The sequence below is a fragment of the Actinomadura rayongensis genome, assembly GCF_009831215.1.
GTDB classification, from domain to species: domain Bacteria; phylum Actinomycetota; class Actinomycetes; order Streptosporangiales; family Streptosporangiaceae; genus Spirillospora; species Spirillospora rayongensis.
In genome coordinates this window covers 759,160-775,032 of record NZ_WUTW01000002.1, presented here as the reverse complement: position 1 = coordinate 775,032, position 15,873 = coordinate 759,160, and the positions used below count along the sequence as shown (strand labels likewise).

Genomic DNA, 15,873 nt, shown 5'->3' with positions numbered 1-15,873 from the left:
GGGTCAGGCCGCCTTCCACGCGACCGGCAGCGGCCCGCCGGTGCCGAAGACGTCGGGGTCGGCGGCGCGGCAGGTGGCGATGAGGCCGGTGATCCGGTCCGTCAGGTCGGCGAGGGCGGGCAGGTTCTCGGGGAGGTCGCCGACGGGGTCGAGATCGCACGCGGTCCGCAGGCGCAGCCCGCCGGTGAGCAGGGACCGGATCTCCCACAGTGCGATCGCGGTGAGCAGGTCGGTGACGTCGTCGCCGAGGCCGTAGGAGCTCAGCAGCTCGACGTCGACGGTGAACATCGCGGTGATCGTCCGGGCCGTCCACTCGACGCGGTGGAAGGGGATGGAACCGTAGCCTTCTTTTGTGCCGCCGCCGGTGCCGTTCTTGTCGAGCTGGTGGCGGACGTGGTCGGACTTGCGTCCGCCGCTCACGGCCTGCCGGACGTCGTAGGCCTCGATGACCGCCGACACCGCGCGGGAGAACCGCGGCTGCCCGAACCATTCCTTCTGGTTGAAGAAGACGCCGTGCAGGAGCGCGAACGGGTCCAGGGCCAGCAGGGCGCGGGCCATCGCGGTGCGGTCGAGGGGCGTGTCCTTGGCCAGATGCAGCCGTTCGGCGATGACCTTGAGCATCTTGGTCCCGTCGAGTTCGGCCTCGCGGACGAACGCCGACGTCAGCCGGTGGGCCTCCAGGCGGCTGGACGTCAGGAACGCGTCGGGGTCGCCCGCGCGGTGGACGCGCACATAGGGGAGGCCGCTGAACACCGGGTGCTGGTCGCGGGCCGCCGCGTCCCAGGCGGTGGCCTCCAGCCGGTTTGCCATCGACTGCACCGACTCCACCAGCAGGCATTCCTGCAGCTCACCGGTCTCTGTGTAACGGGTGAAGGTCGCCGGGCCGAGGTCGGGGAACCCGGTCGGCTGGAACGTCGAGCCCAGCGCGGGGCGGAGATCGACGCTGAAGCGGATGCGGTGCGGATTCGTCTGGATCATGGTCAGGCTCCTTGACGAGACGGACGTTGGGTGGGCACAACACAGACCGTCCGCAGGGCGCGGGAACGGTCGGCGGGAGAGATGCGCAGCAGCAGCGCGGCGGCGAGCCGGGCACTGTCGATGCGCATTGGTGAAGTCGGATCGTCGGCCGCCGCCAAGTCCGTGCGCCTCAGCACGGGCAGGAACCCGTTCAGTCGTAGGCGCAGCAGGACGTCGGACGCGATCGGACCTAGACCATAGGCACCGAGTTTGCTGATCCACTCGGGCCGGGCGCGCGGCGCGGCGTCGGTCGAGTCCTTCGGCCGGACGTCCAGGGTGTGGTCGGCCGGACCGCCGTCGGCGTGCTGGTTTCCGTCGCCGGGACGGTCCGCTTCGGAGACGGTTGGTGCAGCGACGGGATGCGGCTGGCTGGGGGACACGGCGCGTTCGTGCGGCGTCGCGTTGCCGGAGAAAAAGGACACCAGGGCGGCCAAAGCAGGGTGCAGGGGGCGATTTCGGCTTTGTGGCGCCTGAGCGTGGGTGCGGTCTGGGCAGCCCAGCGCCAGCAGCCCATTGAGGTAGTCGGCGATGCGCTGGTCATCCAGTTGGCCGAGCATGAAGGCCTCGACCAGGTCGAGGGGAACCGGTTGCCCGGACGAGAACGGCCCGCCCGGTTCGCGACGAGCCATGGCGGAGGATTCCGGACCGTCCGCGCGGTCGGGGTCGCCGGCGAAGGTCATCCGGATGCGGTGGGCCTGCAGCAGCGCCTGGATCAGAGTGCCGTCGGACAGGTCCACTCGGGTGAGGGGACGATCGGTCCAGACCGTCCGCGTCTGATGATCAGAGCCGGTCTGCCGTTGGACGCGGGTGAGCAGCGCCCGAGCGGACCGGTCGCTCGTCGCGCCAGGTACTTCGCCGGATCGCTTGGGGACAGGATCGTGGAGCGACGCGATACCGGCGGCGATCCACAGTTCCGGGTCGTCGGGCAGCGCCATGAGCCAGTCGACGCGATCGCGGGGCCGATACGGCGCGATCTGGTCGCGCACCGTCCCTGATCGGGCGACCGCGTTGTGCAACTGCCCGAAGAGTATGAGGAAGCGGCGCAAAGCTTCGGTTCCGTGACCGGCGGCGATGTCGCAGATCGCGGCGTCGGTGCGGCGGGCCAGGCTCGCCACCCCGGCAGGAAGAGCGAGGCGGTGCAGGAGGCGGAGCCACTCGTATGGTTCGCGGAGCCTTGCGATGGCCGGGTCGTCGCGGACCGTGAACCGTCCGGCCGGAACAGCCAGTGGGTTCTGCCCGAACCGGGAGGCGATCACGAACCGGCGGAACGCCGACAGACCGCGATCGGTGCCCAGCGAGGCGATGGCCAGCGCGAACTCCAGGCCGTCGCGGGCAGGACGGCCGTTCCACTGGACCCGGCCCTCACCGATCAGGTACTCGATCTCCCCGAGACCGGCCGGACGCTCCCAAAACGGCACCCACTGCTCGCCCTTCACCTCCTCCCCAGATGCCGTGGAGTACCCGACCGCCGAGGTGCGCGCCGCGAACGGCAACGCGCCGGCGCTGGTGGAAGCACGGTTGCGACGGGTCACCGCCGAAGCGAACAGCAACGTTCCCTCAAGGGTGAGGATCTGGCTCCACGGGTTGGCGAACCCGGTGTCATCGTTCTTCTCTCCGGGCGTGGACAGCACTCCGCCGGCCCGTCCGGGATCGAACTGGCCCACGGTGTCGCGCAGGTACGGCACGTCCTCGCGGCCGAACAGCGCGGCCTCGGCAAATGCCGCCGACGACTTCGGAGCGGCACTCGGTCCGGCGACCATCGCCAGCCGCTGCAGGAACGTCGCCGACAGGTCCTGGCGGCCGAAGTTGCCACCCGTGCCGGTCAGCGGGTTGAACTGCACGTCGCCGGTGGTCAGCACGACCGCCGTGTCCACCCATGCAAGAGCCTTGTCGGGGAAGGTGTTCCGGCACATCCGCACGATGTCGGCCTTGCGGTCGGTCGCCCACAGCGACCCGCCCTCGAAACCTCGCTCCCGGGCGTGCGCCACCACCTGGTCGGCGGCGCGGATTGTCGCTCGCAGCTCTGCGAAACGCGGCTCGGCGTTGGTACGGAAAGCCTGCACGGCCTTCTCGGCGGCGGCGCTCTTGCCGTTGCCGGCGAATCCCGAGCCGCTGTTCCACGGCGACACGATCGGCGTGGGCGCATACTCCTGCACCAGCCAGTCCACAATCCGCTCGGCCGTGAGCACCGTCGTCAGTAACGGGAGGTCCCCGTTCCACTGCAACCGAGCCGACGGATCGGCCTGGGACGCCACCACCCGCAACACGCCCAGCGCCTGCAAATACCCACCCAGAGATACCGCGGTGCAGCCGCGCAAAGACAGCTCGTTCACCATGCCCCTTTCCTGTCGGCCTTGCTGACGCGCCAGTCGGCGATCCGCACGAGCGTTTCGAGCCAGGCCAGCCGGAACGGCCCCAGGTCCGGACGATCCCGCAGCATTAGCGCCCGCTCGGTCCACGACGCAGACCATCCGGCCTGGCTTGAAGCAAGGGCGGATGCCGACCCTGTTCCGCTTCGCGTGGCGCCGACCCGTACCGCCTCCAGCGACAGCGCCAGTGCCGGGATCCGGCGGCCGTCCGGCAGCAGCACGGGCAACGTCTCGTCGCCCTCGGCTATCCCGAGCACCCGGCCGTCCTCGCCGGGGCGGGACCGGATCGAAACCCGTACTTTCCCGTGATGAGCGGCGACCAGATAGCCGATCAGATCGGCTTCGTCCTCGCCGTCCAGCACGTGGCATTCGGGATGGAACAGCATCAACGCACAGGCGAGGTCATGCCGGGGAATCCGCCGCCGCGCGCTGCGCCGCCCATTCGGTGAAGCTCCCATTTCGGGGCAAGGACCAGGCGACTTAGCCCAGACCGTGCCCGCCAGCTCGGACCGCCTGTCCGGCGGCACCGAATCGAGCAGAACATCCTGGAACCCGGGAAGCGCCTTGCCGAGATCGTGATAGCGAGCCGCCGCCTGCACCGCCGCCAGCGTCCGGTCGGACAACCCACTCGTGAAGTCCGCGCATTCACCGATCAGATCCGCGCTTTCCTGGCCGACGCTGTGAAGATGGCTGGTCAGCGACACCTTCTGGCGGGCGTTGAAGGACTGCTCATCGGACCCAGCCGTGTCCGACACGGTGATCTCGACGGGGTCGACCGCCGTCCGCGACTTGGGAGACCACCCCGTTTCCGGCAGGTAGCCACCGTTCGCCGCGTCGGCCAGCAGCACTGCTCCGGGGACGACGTCGTCCCGGCCACACCGCCGCCACCTCGGCTCGGACCGGTCGTAGGTCCACAACGTCCGCCCGGCTTGCACCAGGCGGCGCACTTCGCCGACCGGGGCCGGGCAAAGCTCCGCGCGAGTCGGGAACACCACCCGCTTCCTGTGCCCGTCGCCGTTGTCTCCAGGCTCTCGTCCGCCCAGCGTCCGCCACGCCACCAGGACCGTGGCGTCGTCGCCATCGCGGATCCACGGTCCGACGTCGATGTCGGCACCCGACAGGTCCGGCGCCGTGTCGAACAACTGCATCAGATCCCGGCGCCGGAGCACCGAATACACCGGGCGGATCGAGGGCACCTTGACGGCCTGCAACTCCAGCGTCGTCAACGACCGGCCCTCCAACTCGGCCAGTGCCTCGGCCGAGGCCCGCAGATCGGCCTCTTCGTAGGGCGCCGCGCTCATCTTGGGCGGCGCGCACCACACCACGTCAGCGCCGTCCGGGTACTCGCCTGCCCGGTTGCACCGGCCTGCGCGTTGCACGACTGAACTCCACGGCGCCACCTCGGTGACCAGCGTTCGCGAAGAGATGTCCACCCCGGCTTCCAACGCCTGCGTGGCCACCACGATCCGTCCCTGCGGCGGCAACGGCTCGGCGACCGCGTCCCCTAGGGCCTGGCGTTCAGCCCCCCGGAACTGCGAGTGCACCAGCAGCCGTCCAAACTCCGGTGCAGCACGGACGATTGCCGCGTACACCGCACGCGCTCGCTCGACGGTGTTGAGGAACACCAACGTCTGCGAGCCGGGTTGGTGCCGGTCCACTGCCGTCTGGGCCAGCGCCTGCGCGTAAGCCACCGGGTCGTCGGGCAATTCCAGGCGCGTGAACGTACGCGACGCGTTCATCCGCACGCCCAACGGCCCGGCCAGGTCCTCCGCCGTCAAGCCGACCGACCGCAGCACCCCCGACGACGCGGCGTGATCAGGCGTCGCCAAGTCCGCAAGATCCAACGTCGCCGACATCCACATCGTGGCCGTCCGACCCACCGTGCCCAACGAATCACGAAGGCCCTGCAACTGCGCGGTGGTGGCCAATGCCGGCCCCAACAACTGGGTCTCGTCCACGACCCACTGCGTCCCCGCGTGCAGCAGCGCGAACGACACCGGCCACCGCGAACGCGGCTCCCCGTAACCGCGCATCAACGCCCGCGACAGCAGCATGTCCTGCGTTCCCACCAAGATCGCGGGAGCGGCTGGATCCAACTGCCATAGATCGTCGTCACGGTCGACACCGCCCATCAGGACATGGACCCGCACCCGCTCGGCCAACCCCAGACGGTCCAGCCAGCCACGGATCTCTCGGACCGCCTGATCCACCAGCGTTCGCATCGGCAGCACGTACACCAGCCGCCGAAACTCCTGATCAACCTCGGTTTCCACCGACCGCCAGAGCCACGGAAGCACCGCAGCCGCCGTCTTCCCCGCCCCAGTCGCAACCCCTAGGACATCCGGGAACCCGGACGCAGCGACGACCTGTTGATACGGATACGGGCCATAACCACCATTGAACGCACGACGGACAAAACCGGCAAAATCCTCAGTCATTCACCAACCCCCTACTCCTCGGTGCTGCACACACCATGCCAGCCGCCACCGACAATTCTTTGCCGCCCCTGAAGGGTGGCCACAACTGACCGCCGAATGGCACCAAGCAAATTGCGACACGGCGCGTAATTCCGACAAAACAAACAAAACACCCAATCATATTGGGCTGCGCTGGCCGCATGCGATGATCGCGGATGCGCCGATAGGGTCCGGCCGCCGTTCATGGAAGCGTGCTGGTGATGGTGCTCGTCGACTCGGTTCGGAACCCTGGGCGCCCACGGGATCGTCGGGAGGTTCCAAAGTGCACCAGTGCACTCGATGGGATAAAACGGGCAACAACAGTGCTCACTCTCAGGCGCCCTCGGTAGTAGCCGCAGCTCACGCGGTGTCGCACCGGCCACCACTGGCCGGTCACCGTTGGAGGGCGTACGTCATCGACCCGCCAGAGTCGCCGCCCACCAGTCGCACCGGCCGCCACTGGCCGGTCGCCGTTGGAGGAGCAGCGACAGCCACTTGTTCGCCTCGCCGGCGACGGGTCGCACCGGCCACCACTGGCCGGTCACCGTTGGAGGCCGATCGTGAAGTTCTTGACGCCCTTCACGAAGTCGTCGCACCGGCCACCACTGGCCGGTCACCGTTGGAGGGATGACGGCGGGTGGCTCCCGCCGAGCCTGCACACGTCGCACCGGCCACCACGGGCCGGTCACCGTTGGAGGGCCTCGGGCGGGCTTCGGACGAATGCTGAGGGCAAGGTCGCACCGGTCACTACGAGCCGGTTACTGTTGGAGGCTGACCGAGGCGTCGACGCCGGTGTCGGTGACTACGGGTCGCACCGGCCACCACGGGCTGGTCACCGTTGGAGGGGCACCTGCCACGTGCCTAGCGTCTCGGGGTCGTCGGTCGTACCGGCCGCTACGGGCCGGTCACCGTTGGAGGAAGCAGGACGAGATGTCCAGCCACGAGATCACGGTTGTCGCACCGGCCGCCACGGGCAGGTTACCGTTGGAGGCAAAGGTGTTCGGTAGCCGCGCGGGCGCTGGCCAGGTGGCATCGACCGAAGAGGTCGTGCACCATTAGGGTGTGCGAACATGCGCTGTTCCGCGGCGCCCGTGCCAATTTCAGAGGCCGGGTATATTTTCGTGGTTCGCGACACGTCGGTCGACATCGCGAAAATATCACCGCGCTACATTTGCGGTCATTGTTGAAGTACGTGGTGTTTTAACACCCGCAAGCGGTTAGAAAAATTCACCAGCGTTTAAAGCTGGTCACCGAAATGTGGCGACCCGGCGACGGTATCTCTTACCTTCGCCGGGTCGCTCCATTGGTGGCATTGGCTCTTTGTGGTGGATTGTGCGTGGGTACTTCGGGTTGCAGATTGCCGCTAGGCGGCAAAGGTCATCTTTTGGGCTGAATTACCGCTTTGTGTGGGTATTCCAGCTGATCCAGACGGCCACGCCGGTTCCGAATACAATTTCGATCATGACACGCCACCCGTGGTGGATGTAGCGGTGCTTCGCCATGCTGTGTCCTCTCATGTCTGGTTATAGGCCGAATTGTGCCTGAACTTTGACGTGCTGTTTTGTGTGAGCTCTGGTCACGTGGCAGAAAGCCTATGGCTCGCGCCCCGAACGGAGGCAGGATTCCCTCGAGTAGTCCGATTGATGGCAGACTGACGGATTCTGGCGATGTGTGATTGGTGGCGTTATTGGGCGATCTGGTCAAACATGCGTTGGTTGATCGGGGGATCCCGATGCGTGAACCCGCGTCCGGGTCGGCGACATGGAAGCCGGCTGCGTCCATGGAAGCGCGCTGGCGGCGATGCCGGTTGGCTCGGTTCGGGACCCTGAACGCCCACAGAAGCACCGGGAGGTTCCGAAGTGCATCAGTGCACTCGGTGGGACAAGATGGGCAACAACAGTGCCCGTGATCAGGCACCCTCAGTAGTTTCAGGTCACGCGGCGTCGCACCGGCCAGAACAGGCCGGTCACCGTTGGAGGACGCAGGACAACTGGTGTCAGGCCGCCGGAATCGCCGTCGGCACCGGCCAGAACAGGCCGGTCACCGTTGGGTGCCCTTGGTTTGGCCGGATTAAGCCACGTCGAACTTGTCGCACCGGCCAGAACGGGCCGGTCACCGTTGGAGGGGCTCATTGGGCATCGTCACCGCCTGGCACGCTCGTGGTCGCACCAGCTAGAACAGGCCGGTCACCGTTGGAGGTTCGACACGACCTGGGTGAGCGGCGTCTGGCTCGGCGGTCGCACCGGCCAGAACAGGCCGGTCACCGTTGGAGGGCGATGAGGGTCGCGCCGGTCACTGCGATCCAGCCGTCGCACCGGCCAGAACAGGACAGTCACCGTTGGAGATCTGGGTCCAATGGGTCGAACGGCCCCGAGATCTCGGGTCGCACCGGCCGGAACAGGCCGGTCACCGTTGGAGGAGGACGCCGAAGTTGATTCGCGCCTGGATGTCCAGTCGCACCGGCCGGAGCGTGCCGGTCACCGTTGGAGGAACTGGTCGTGCAGGTAGACGCCGATCAGGAAGAGAGCACCGCCGAAACAGGCCGGTCATCGCTGGAAGCCGACTGAAGTACAAAACAAAGCCTTGCTCGATGCGGTGATATCAGACTTCCGCTTCAATGGCGGAGCGCTTGGTTCTGGTAAGAATTGCGGAATAGTGCGCCGATGGTACTGAATTTTTTGTCGTATAAATAGCTTTATTGTATGTCTGCGGCCTTGAGTCAAATAGGTGATTAGGTTGCCTCCAAAAAGGGCTGCGGCTTCCGGGACGGGCTGATCACCAGAGGTTGAGGTCTTCGAGGAGTTCTGCGGCGCGGGGCATGGGCGCTGTGGGTTGGGCGGTGGTGGTGTTCGGGGGCAGGGGGATGGTGGTGTTGAGGCGGATCATGTTGCGCCAGGTGATGAGTTGGTCCCAGTGGTCGGGGATGGTGCGGCAGCGGGGGGCGTTGAGGCGTGGTGAATGGGGGAGGTCGTCGAGGTGGAGGCCGCCGGCGAGGAGGGTGGCGGCGGTTTTGGGGCCGATGCCGGGGACGCCGGGGATGTTGTCGGATGGGTCGCCGGTAAGGGCTCGGTAGTCGGGCCATTGGCGGGCGGCGACGCGGTGGCGGACGATGACGTCGGCCGGAGTGATGCGGCGGCGGGCGGGGTCGAGGATGGTGACGGTTTCGCTGACGAGCTGGAACAGGTCGCGGTCGCCCGAATAGCAGGTGACGGTGCGACCTGCGCCGGTTGCGTTGTGGGTGAGGGTGGCGATGACGTCATCGCCCTCGTGGTCGTCCAGTTCGATCCAACGGACTCCGGCGGTTGTGAGGGCTTCTTTGACCATGGGCAGCGACTTGATCGGGCTGTGGTCGGCGTCGATGCGGTTGGCCTTGTAGGACGGGTCCTGGGCTTGGCGGGCGAGGTGCGCGTTCTCGCCGTCGAAGACGACGACGATCTCGTGATCTCGTGCTTCTTCGAGGTGGGTCTTTCGGAGGATGGCCAGGAAGCCGAAGACGCCGGTGAGGTCGCGGGTCTTGTCGCGCGACATGATGCGGCGGTCGGAGAAGCCCCACCAAGAGCGGTAGAGCAGATGGTGGCCGTCCACGGCCAAGAGCGGCGTCATCGCTGAGTCCCTGTCCCGTACGCGGGTGCGGTGTCGCCTGTGACCGGGGCGGGCGGGTGCCCACCGCAGCGACGTGGACCACGTCCGGGTGCGGGGACGGCCCCGAGGTTACCGGCTCGCCGCTGGGGGCGGTGGGAAGAGGTGCTGGAGTGTCTCGGTGAGCGCTGGCACGATGTCCCGCTCGGCGACGACGTGCCGGTGAGCGCGGCGACAGAGCTCGCGGCGCTCCCCGGACGGCAGGTCGAGCCCGCGCCGAAGAGCCGCCGTGAGCGCACCGGGTTGCCGGGCGTCGTAGAGGATGCCGGTGCGTCCGTCGGTGATGGTTTCGGGGAAGCCGCCGAGAGCGGGAGCGACGACGACGGGCCCGCCGTGCCGCGCCCAGAGCGCCGTCTCCAACGGGACGTTCGCCAGCGCTTCGCCACGGGACGGGCAGGCGACGACGGCCGTACCGGGCAGGCTGGCCAGCGCACGCGGCAGCTCGCGGGTGAAGCGAGGGATGAGCGTGGCGTCAAGGCGCTGCTCCGCGATCTGCCGTCGGTACGCGTCGAGCAGCGGGTCCGCTCCGTCGAACGGTACGACGATCGCCACGAGGTGGACGCGGTCCCGGAGCGGCCCGAGAGCCGCGATGAGCTGGTCGACTCCCTTCGTCGGGTCTGTGCGCGCGACGACCAGGACGAGCGGCCGGTCCAACGGAATGCCGAACTCGGCGGCGACGAGACGGGCGCGCTCGATGGAGGCCGGCCGCAGGTCGGGAGCTGTGAGATCGAGTGCGGAGCGGAAGGGGACGAAGTCCTCTCGCCTCACGCCGTAGTCCTGAACGAGGTGCTCGGTGAGCGCCTGACCGATGTCCGCCGGCCGGACACCGGCACCGATCGTCGCAAGCCCTTCCCGTTCCCATGCGAGTCGCGACGGCTCGGGATGCGGGTGATGGTGCCAGTGCGCCGTCCCGTACATCGCGAGGAGGACCCGCACGTTCGCGGGCAGGTGATGCACGCCGATCCCGACGAACGGAGTGTCCACGGCGATGACGGCGACGTGCTCGAAGCGGCGAGCGAGGCGGCGACCGACGGAGGCGGCCCCGGCCGACAGCTGGCTCCACATACGTGGCGACCAGAACGGCGCCTTCATGTCGTAACTCAGAGCGAACACACGTCCTCCCCGCGCGGCCAGCGTTCGTTCAGTCTCGGCCAGGCGCGCCGGGTCGTAGGCCCACGTCGCCGGGCCGGGCTCGGGAATGGCGACGAAGGGCGTGAACGGCCCGGCGAGCGCGTTGAGCTCGTCCCAACGCCGGGAGAACGCGCCGAGCAGGGTCTGGGTCTGGCGGCCGATGCCGTTCGTGCAGTTCGCTGCGCCGTTGAACGTGCAGTACAAGAGCGCCCGGCCGGTCGGGACGGCGGTCATCCGGCGAGATAGAGGTCTTCGGGATTCGGCCGCCACACCTTGGACTTGGCGTGGTTCGGCCTGAGCCCGCAGGCGGCCAGGGCACCGGTCACGGCTTCGGCGGCACGTTCGGCCGCCCGGCTGGTGGTGCAGAAGACGGTGTAGTTGTCGGTGACCCGGACGACGGCCAGATCGCCGAGTTCCTCGTCGACGGGAACCAGGCGCAGGTTGGTGAGCATCGGTGTCAGCCCACTGCCAGGCGCGAGCGGCATGGGCAGCGCGGCGAGCGCGCGGCGTACGACGGCGAGGAACGAGCCATCGTGAACCCATCGCGCCAGCCAGGAGACGGCGTCGTCCAGGTGGGCGCCCGAGGTCGCCGCCGCCACGTCGAGATCGGCGACCCAGCTCCTGCCCGCCCCGAGATGACGAGCCGCAACCGTCAGCGCGTCGACGCGGCCGGCCCGCCTGCGCCAGCCGAACAGCCACGGCGGATAGGCGTCGGCGTCGAGGACGGGCTCGGCCGCCGTCCGCAGCGCGCGATGCACGATCCGGTCGGCGACGCTCGGGATCGACAAGCGGAGTTCCTTGCGCCACGAAGGCAGGTCAACGCTGCGCACCGGGCCAGGCCGCCACTCGCCTATCTGGAGTTGAGCCGCCAGCTCGGCGATGCGGTCGTCGAGACCGTCGCGATACTGCGCCCAAGTGACACCGTCGGCCCCGGGACCCGTGGGACGTCGCATGCACGAACGCGCGCATCGTTTGAGCCGCACACGGTCGGTGAGCAGTGGCATGAGGCTGTGCGCCGCGGGGTGGGTCACGGGGCCGCGCTCCAACGGGCAGTGGCCGCGCCCTCGGCCAGGACGGCGCGGGCGTGCGGACCGTGATGCAGAAGGAGATCGAGGACCGACAAGTCGCTGGTGAACGGCCCGCCGCCCACCTGCTGATATGGCGGCGTGGTGAAGGTGGCGACCTCGACGGAGATGCCCGCGGCGTCGAGATCAGTCGCGTTCAGGTATCCGGTGGCGCCCGTTCCGACGCGCAACGTCTCCACACCGGTCCGGCGGCAGAGGTCGATCAACATGGCGGTGCGTGATCCAGTCGGGCCGATCGCACTGGAGCGGACGAGTTCGACGCTCAAGCCCAGAGCGTCCAGCACGAACCGGGTCAGTGCCAGGTCGAGATCGACCAGACGCGTCCACGGACGGCCGTAGATCTCGGCGATCGGATCGGCGTAAAGGCTCCAGAAGGGCGCGCCACCATAGTTCTGGACGAGCGTCCGCCAGTGACGACGGGCCCACGGCTGTTCGGCGAGCATGACCTCGTCGAGTGGTTGGCCGAACCGCCGACGGACGGGAACCGTGAGCCACTGCGCGCCGCCCCCGGGCCGCAGAATCCGATTCCGATGCTGGAATCCGCGCTCGCTGAACTGGACGTGGTCAAGGACGACGAGCCGCGAGACGTCCAGCAGACGTGCGAAGTAGCCGCCCCATGGAAGGTAGGCGGGCTGATGGGCGACCAGGACGGTGTCGGGCATCAGTCGGCGATCCGGTAGGGCACGAAACGCTCAGCGAACTGGGCGCCGACGGAAACCCCATGGGCCGCGTCCAGTTTCCGGATCGCCGCGATGCTGCGCGGGTGGCCGTCCTCGCGAAGCTGCGATGAGTACGCCGCGAGCGCCTTCTCCTTCGCCGGCCAATGGGCCGTCGTATCGACGAGCACGCTCCACTGCTCCAGCGTGGGCGTCCACGAATCCTCCGGACCGGCGTAGCCGAGGACGAAACGAGGCGTCGGCTTGCGGAAGCCGCCAGGACGGACCGTTGCGAGGCACGCGGCGTGCACTGCACGGTGGTCCTGGTGGAAACCGTTGCGCGCAGGCATGAGGAGGACGTCGGGACGCACCCGGGTGAGCGAGACAGCGGTACCGGACTCGATCAGGCTCACAAGCTCCGCCTGATGACTCCACGGCGAACGGGCGCGGTCATCATCGACCCAGCCGATCGCGCGGCCGGAGACACCGAGCGCGTCGCAAGCCTCCTGGAACTCCTCGAAGCGGACGTCGACGTCGCTGTGGCCGCCCCACATCGGATGGGTGCAGCACGCCACCGCGAGCACGTGGACCGTGACCCCCGCGTCGGCCAACCGGTGCAGAGTGCCACCTGCGCCGAGGGTCTCGTCGTCCGGATGGGTGGCGACCATCAGCGCGACGGCGCCGGGCGTGAGGCCGAGCGGTGCACGGCCGGTGAGAGCGGTCACGGTCGGATCCTCTGGTCGAAGGCGAAGGGAGCTAGGGCGCTGATGAAGGCGGCTGCCGCCGCGGCCGGGGTGTGGGCGGCGACCTGTGCCGGCGCTGCGCGGCTCGCCGCGTGGTAGACGCGGCGATCGTCGAGCAGAGCGGTCGTGGCGTCCCAGAGCGCCGTCGCCGGCCGGCCGGGCGCGACCATGACACCGGCCGGGCCGGCGAGCGCCGGCACGTGCCCGAAGTCGTAGGCGACGACGGGCGTCCCGGCCGACAGCGCTTCGGCTGCGGCGTTGCACCAGCTCTCCGGGCTGGTGGTGGAGATGATCGTGGCCGCCGCGCCCGCGAAGAAGTCCGGGACGGCCCGCCAGGGGAGCACGGGCAGAAGACGAACGGCCGGTGAGGAGCGTGCGGCATCCTGGGCCTCGTTGATGACGTCGTCCTGCATGCCCGGCCAGTACTCGAATCCCGCCGCCGCGAGGACGATCTCGACCGGGCGTCCCAGATCGTCCGGCACCGCGTCGATCAGTGCGCGGATGCCCTTGTGCGGTTCGGCGCGGGCGACGATCCGGACGGGCCCCGCGCGACGGAACCGTTCGCGCCGATCCCCGTCCGGCGGTTCGACAATGTTGAGAAGCGCGTTCGGCACGGCTGCCCAGCGCGATGTGTCGTAGCCCGCCGAGGCTGCCTCTTCCAGCATGAACGGACTGTTCGTCATCACGACGGACGCGTGGGCGGCTGCCTCGCGGAACAGCGGATCCGTTCGCATGACGGCCGTGTTCAGGACGGTCGGGATCCCGGGCGGGGCCGGTGCGAGATGGCCAAGGCCCCACGAAGCGTCCGCCCAGCAGACGACGTCCACGTGGTTGCGTCTGAGCAGCGCTTCGACCTCGTCGCAGACATGACCGGCAGAGCCGAGCGCGGCGAGAAGGTCGTCCTCGGTCGCCGGATCGGCGACGCACACCGATGCCAAGGAAAGGACATCCGGGGCGGCGCCGGACGCCTTGCCCGCAGCGGTGATGATGATGGCGCGGTGCCCGAGCTCGCGTAATCCCGCCGCCAGCGCGGCCACCGATCGCTCCAGCCCGGCCGGAGCGTTCTCGCTGTAGGACAGCAGTACGAAGGCCACCGTCGTTCGGCCATTCTCAGCGCTCATGGATGCATCACCTCGGTAGGCATCGGGAGGGGTTGGACGGGAACGCTCGGGGACGCCTCCCACGGGAAGACCGTCCAGTCCGCGACGTCCCACACCCACACGTCGGGACTGGTGGTCGCGCCGACGTTGCGGCACAGCGTGGCGGTGCGCACGAGCTCGGGATCCAGGGCACGAGCCAGCGCGGCCCCGACAGCGTCGAGCGTGGCGCCCGAACCGCAGATGTCATCGACGAGCAGGACGCGTCCGGCGGGACGGCGGAGTCCCGCGATGTCCACGCCGACCCGTCCCGTGGCCGGCAGAGCGATCTGGTCACTGGCGTTGTGACGTGCTGCGACATGAGCGCAGGGCACGTCCATCAGCTCGGCGAGCGCGCTGGCGGGCGGCGCTCCACCGCGGCGGATTCCGACGACGGTGTCGGGTTCGAAGGCGCGCTCGGCGTCGGCGATCAGCCGGATCGCCGTGACGAAGGCGGGTGCCGTGACACACCAGATGCGTCGTCCTTCGAAGATCCGCTGCGGCGAGTTCGGTCCACTGGTCATGGCCACTTCCACTCGTCCAGGACGGCGTTGACGTAGTCCGCGTCACGCGGTTCGGGCGTCCACCACACGCGTGGCCCCGTCGCGAGCAGGTCGGCGATGAGATACAGGTAGAGCGGCTCGGCCGCGACCAGCACTTCTCGGACCGCCTGTTCATCGGCCAGCGATGCGGCGGCCGAGATCCTCAGTCGGGCCGCGCGGGCCGCGTCCAGCCGACGGTCGTACGGGCGCAGCAGGTCGTCCGCCCGGACGAGGCCGTACTCGGCCGACAGGACCCGCACGCGAGCGCGGAGTTCGGGGCGATCTCCGAGGCGGGCGCGGAGAGCCGGAACGCAGCCGCCCTCGTACAGGTCCAGAGCGGGAAGGCGGGCGGCGGTCGTTCTCTTGCGGCGAGAGCAGCCGACGACCACGAGCCGATCGGTCACGCGACTACCGGTCATGCGTCCTTCACCACCCGGACGCCGATGCCCGGTGAGACGATCGTCGGCGGAGCCTCGTTGGCGTAAGAGCAGCGGGCGTAGAGGCTGATCGACCGGTACGAGCCGCCGCGCAGCACATGTCCACCCGGGACCGGCGTGCTGGTCCACTCCCAGACGTTGCCCGCGACGTCTCGGATCCCGTCGGGCGTCGCGCCGTCGGGGAAACTCCCCACCGGTGAGGTGGCGCCGAGACCGAGGCCGCGCAGGTTCGCCCGTATCGGCCCGCCGTAGTCGGGTTCGTCGTCGCCCCAGGGGTAGCGTCGATGACCGCCGCCGGCCATCCATTCCCACTCGTCCGAAGTCGGGAGCCGGCCGCCGAGAGCCGCGGCGATCCGAGCGGCGCGAAGCCAGTCCACACCCGTGACCGGCAACCGTCCGTGACCGGACTCCAAGACCCCGGCGAGTTCGCCCAATTCGTCGGCCAGCGACCGGCTGACGGGAACGCTCGTCCACCAAAGGTCCGGGACCACCGTCGCGGGCCGCCATCGGCCACGGGGAAGAGTGCCTCCGGCGACGGGCGTCCAGAGTGGCCGCCGAAGCTCTAGCGTGGAGGAAGCCCGGGCGGTCGAGACGCTTCCCGGCGCGTCGCCCCGATCGGTGCGCGGCTCGCTTCCGCACACGTGCGAGCCGGTCGCCGGGAA

12 protein-coding genes are annotated in these 15,873 nt (G+C 68.8%); all 12 read right to left on the bottom strand.

Going from position 1 to position 15,873, the window contains the following annotated elements:
- Window positions 1-3: 3 nt before the first annotated feature.
- The 12 genes from cas7g to GQ466_RS12795 all read right to left on the bottom strand — a co-directional run bounded on the left by cas7g (window position 4) and on the right by GQ466_RS12795 (window position 15,702).
- Window positions 4-978, bottom strand: coding sequence for a type I-G CRISPR-associated RAMP protein Csb1/Cas7g (cas7g, locus tag GQ466_RS12850; RefSeq protein WP_161103085.1), 975 nt, complete (start codon window positions 976-978; stop codon window positions 4-6).
- Between the two features lie 2 nt (window positions 979-980).
- Complete coding sequence (cas8g1, locus tag GQ466_RS12845) at window positions 981-3,353, bottom strand: type I-G CRISPR-associated protein Cas8g1/Csx17 (RefSeq protein WP_161103084.1); 2,373 nt, start codon at window positions 3,351-3,353, stop codon at window positions 981-983.
- Complete coding sequence (gene cas3g / locus GQ466_RS12840; protein WP_161103083.1) at window positions 3,347-5,824, bottom strand: type I-G CRISPR-associated helicase/endonuclease Cas3g; 2,478 nt, start codon at window positions 5,822-5,824, stop codon at window positions 3,347-3,349. Before cas3g ends, cas8g1 begins: the two co-directional genes overlap by 7 nt.
- Before the next feature lie 2,793 nt (window positions 5,825-8,617).
- Complete coding sequence (locus GQ466_RS12835; RefSeq protein ID WP_161103082.1) at window positions 8,618-9,445, bottom strand: 5'-3' exonuclease; 828 nt, start codon at window positions 9,443-9,445, stop codon at window positions 8,618-8,620.
- 108 nt (window positions 9,446-9,553) lie between these two features.
- On the bottom strand, window positions 9,554-10,846 hold the full coding sequence (locus tag GQ466_RS12830) for a glycosyltransferase family 4 protein (RefSeq protein WP_161103081.1): 1,293 nt from the start codon (window positions 10,844-10,846) through the stop codon (window positions 9,554-9,556).
- On the bottom strand, window positions 10,843-11,643 hold the full coding sequence (locus GQ466_RS12825) for an RNA-directed DNA polymerase (protein WP_161103080.1): 801 nt from the start codon (window positions 11,641-11,643) through the stop codon (window positions 10,843-10,845). Before GQ466_RS12825 ends, GQ466_RS12830 begins: the two co-directional genes overlap by 4 nt.
- Window positions 11,640-12,359 (bottom strand): WbqC family protein, encoded by a 720-nt coding sequence (locus GQ466_RS12820; protein WP_161103079.1) that lies wholly within the window; start codon window positions 12,357-12,359, stop codon window positions 11,640-11,642. Before GQ466_RS12820 ends, GQ466_RS12825 begins: the two co-directional genes overlap by 4 nt.
- Window positions 12,359-13,078 carry a PIG-L family deacetylase gene (locus GQ466_RS12815; protein ID WP_202420404.1) on the bottom strand — a complete coding sequence of 240 codons (720 nt, stop codon included), beginning with the start codon at window positions 13,076-13,078 and terminating at the stop codon, window positions 12,359-12,361. Before GQ466_RS12815 ends, GQ466_RS12820 begins: the two co-directional genes overlap by 1 nt.
- The gene (locus tag GQ466_RS12810; RefSeq protein ID WP_161103078.1) at window positions 13,075-14,217 is read right to left on the bottom strand and encodes a glycosyltransferase family 4 protein; all 1,143 of its coding nucleotides are present in this window, start codon (window positions 14,215-14,217) and stop codon (window positions 13,075-13,077) included. Before GQ466_RS12810 ends, GQ466_RS12815 begins: the two co-directional genes overlap by 4 nt.
- On the bottom strand, window positions 14,214-14,756 hold the full coding sequence (locus tag GQ466_RS12805) for a phosphoribosyltransferase (protein WP_161103077.1): 543 nt from the start codon (window positions 14,754-14,756) through the stop codon (window positions 14,214-14,216). Before GQ466_RS12805 ends, GQ466_RS12810 begins: the two co-directional genes overlap by 4 nt.
- On the bottom strand, window positions 14,753-15,193 hold the full coding sequence (locus GQ466_RS12800; protein ID WP_161103076.1) for a DUF6884 domain-containing protein: 441 nt from the start codon (window positions 15,191-15,193) through the stop codon (window positions 14,753-14,755). The genes GQ466_RS12805 and GQ466_RS12800 overlap by 4 nt, the downstream gene beginning before the upstream one ends.
- Window positions 15,190-15,702 (bottom strand): formylglycine-generating enzyme family protein, encoded by a 513-nt coding sequence (locus GQ466_RS12795; RefSeq protein ID WP_337193444.1) that lies wholly within the window; start codon window positions 15,700-15,702, stop codon window positions 15,190-15,192. The genes GQ466_RS12800 and GQ466_RS12795 overlap by 4 nt, the downstream gene beginning before the upstream one ends.
- Window positions 15,703-15,873 lie beyond the last annotated feature (171 nt).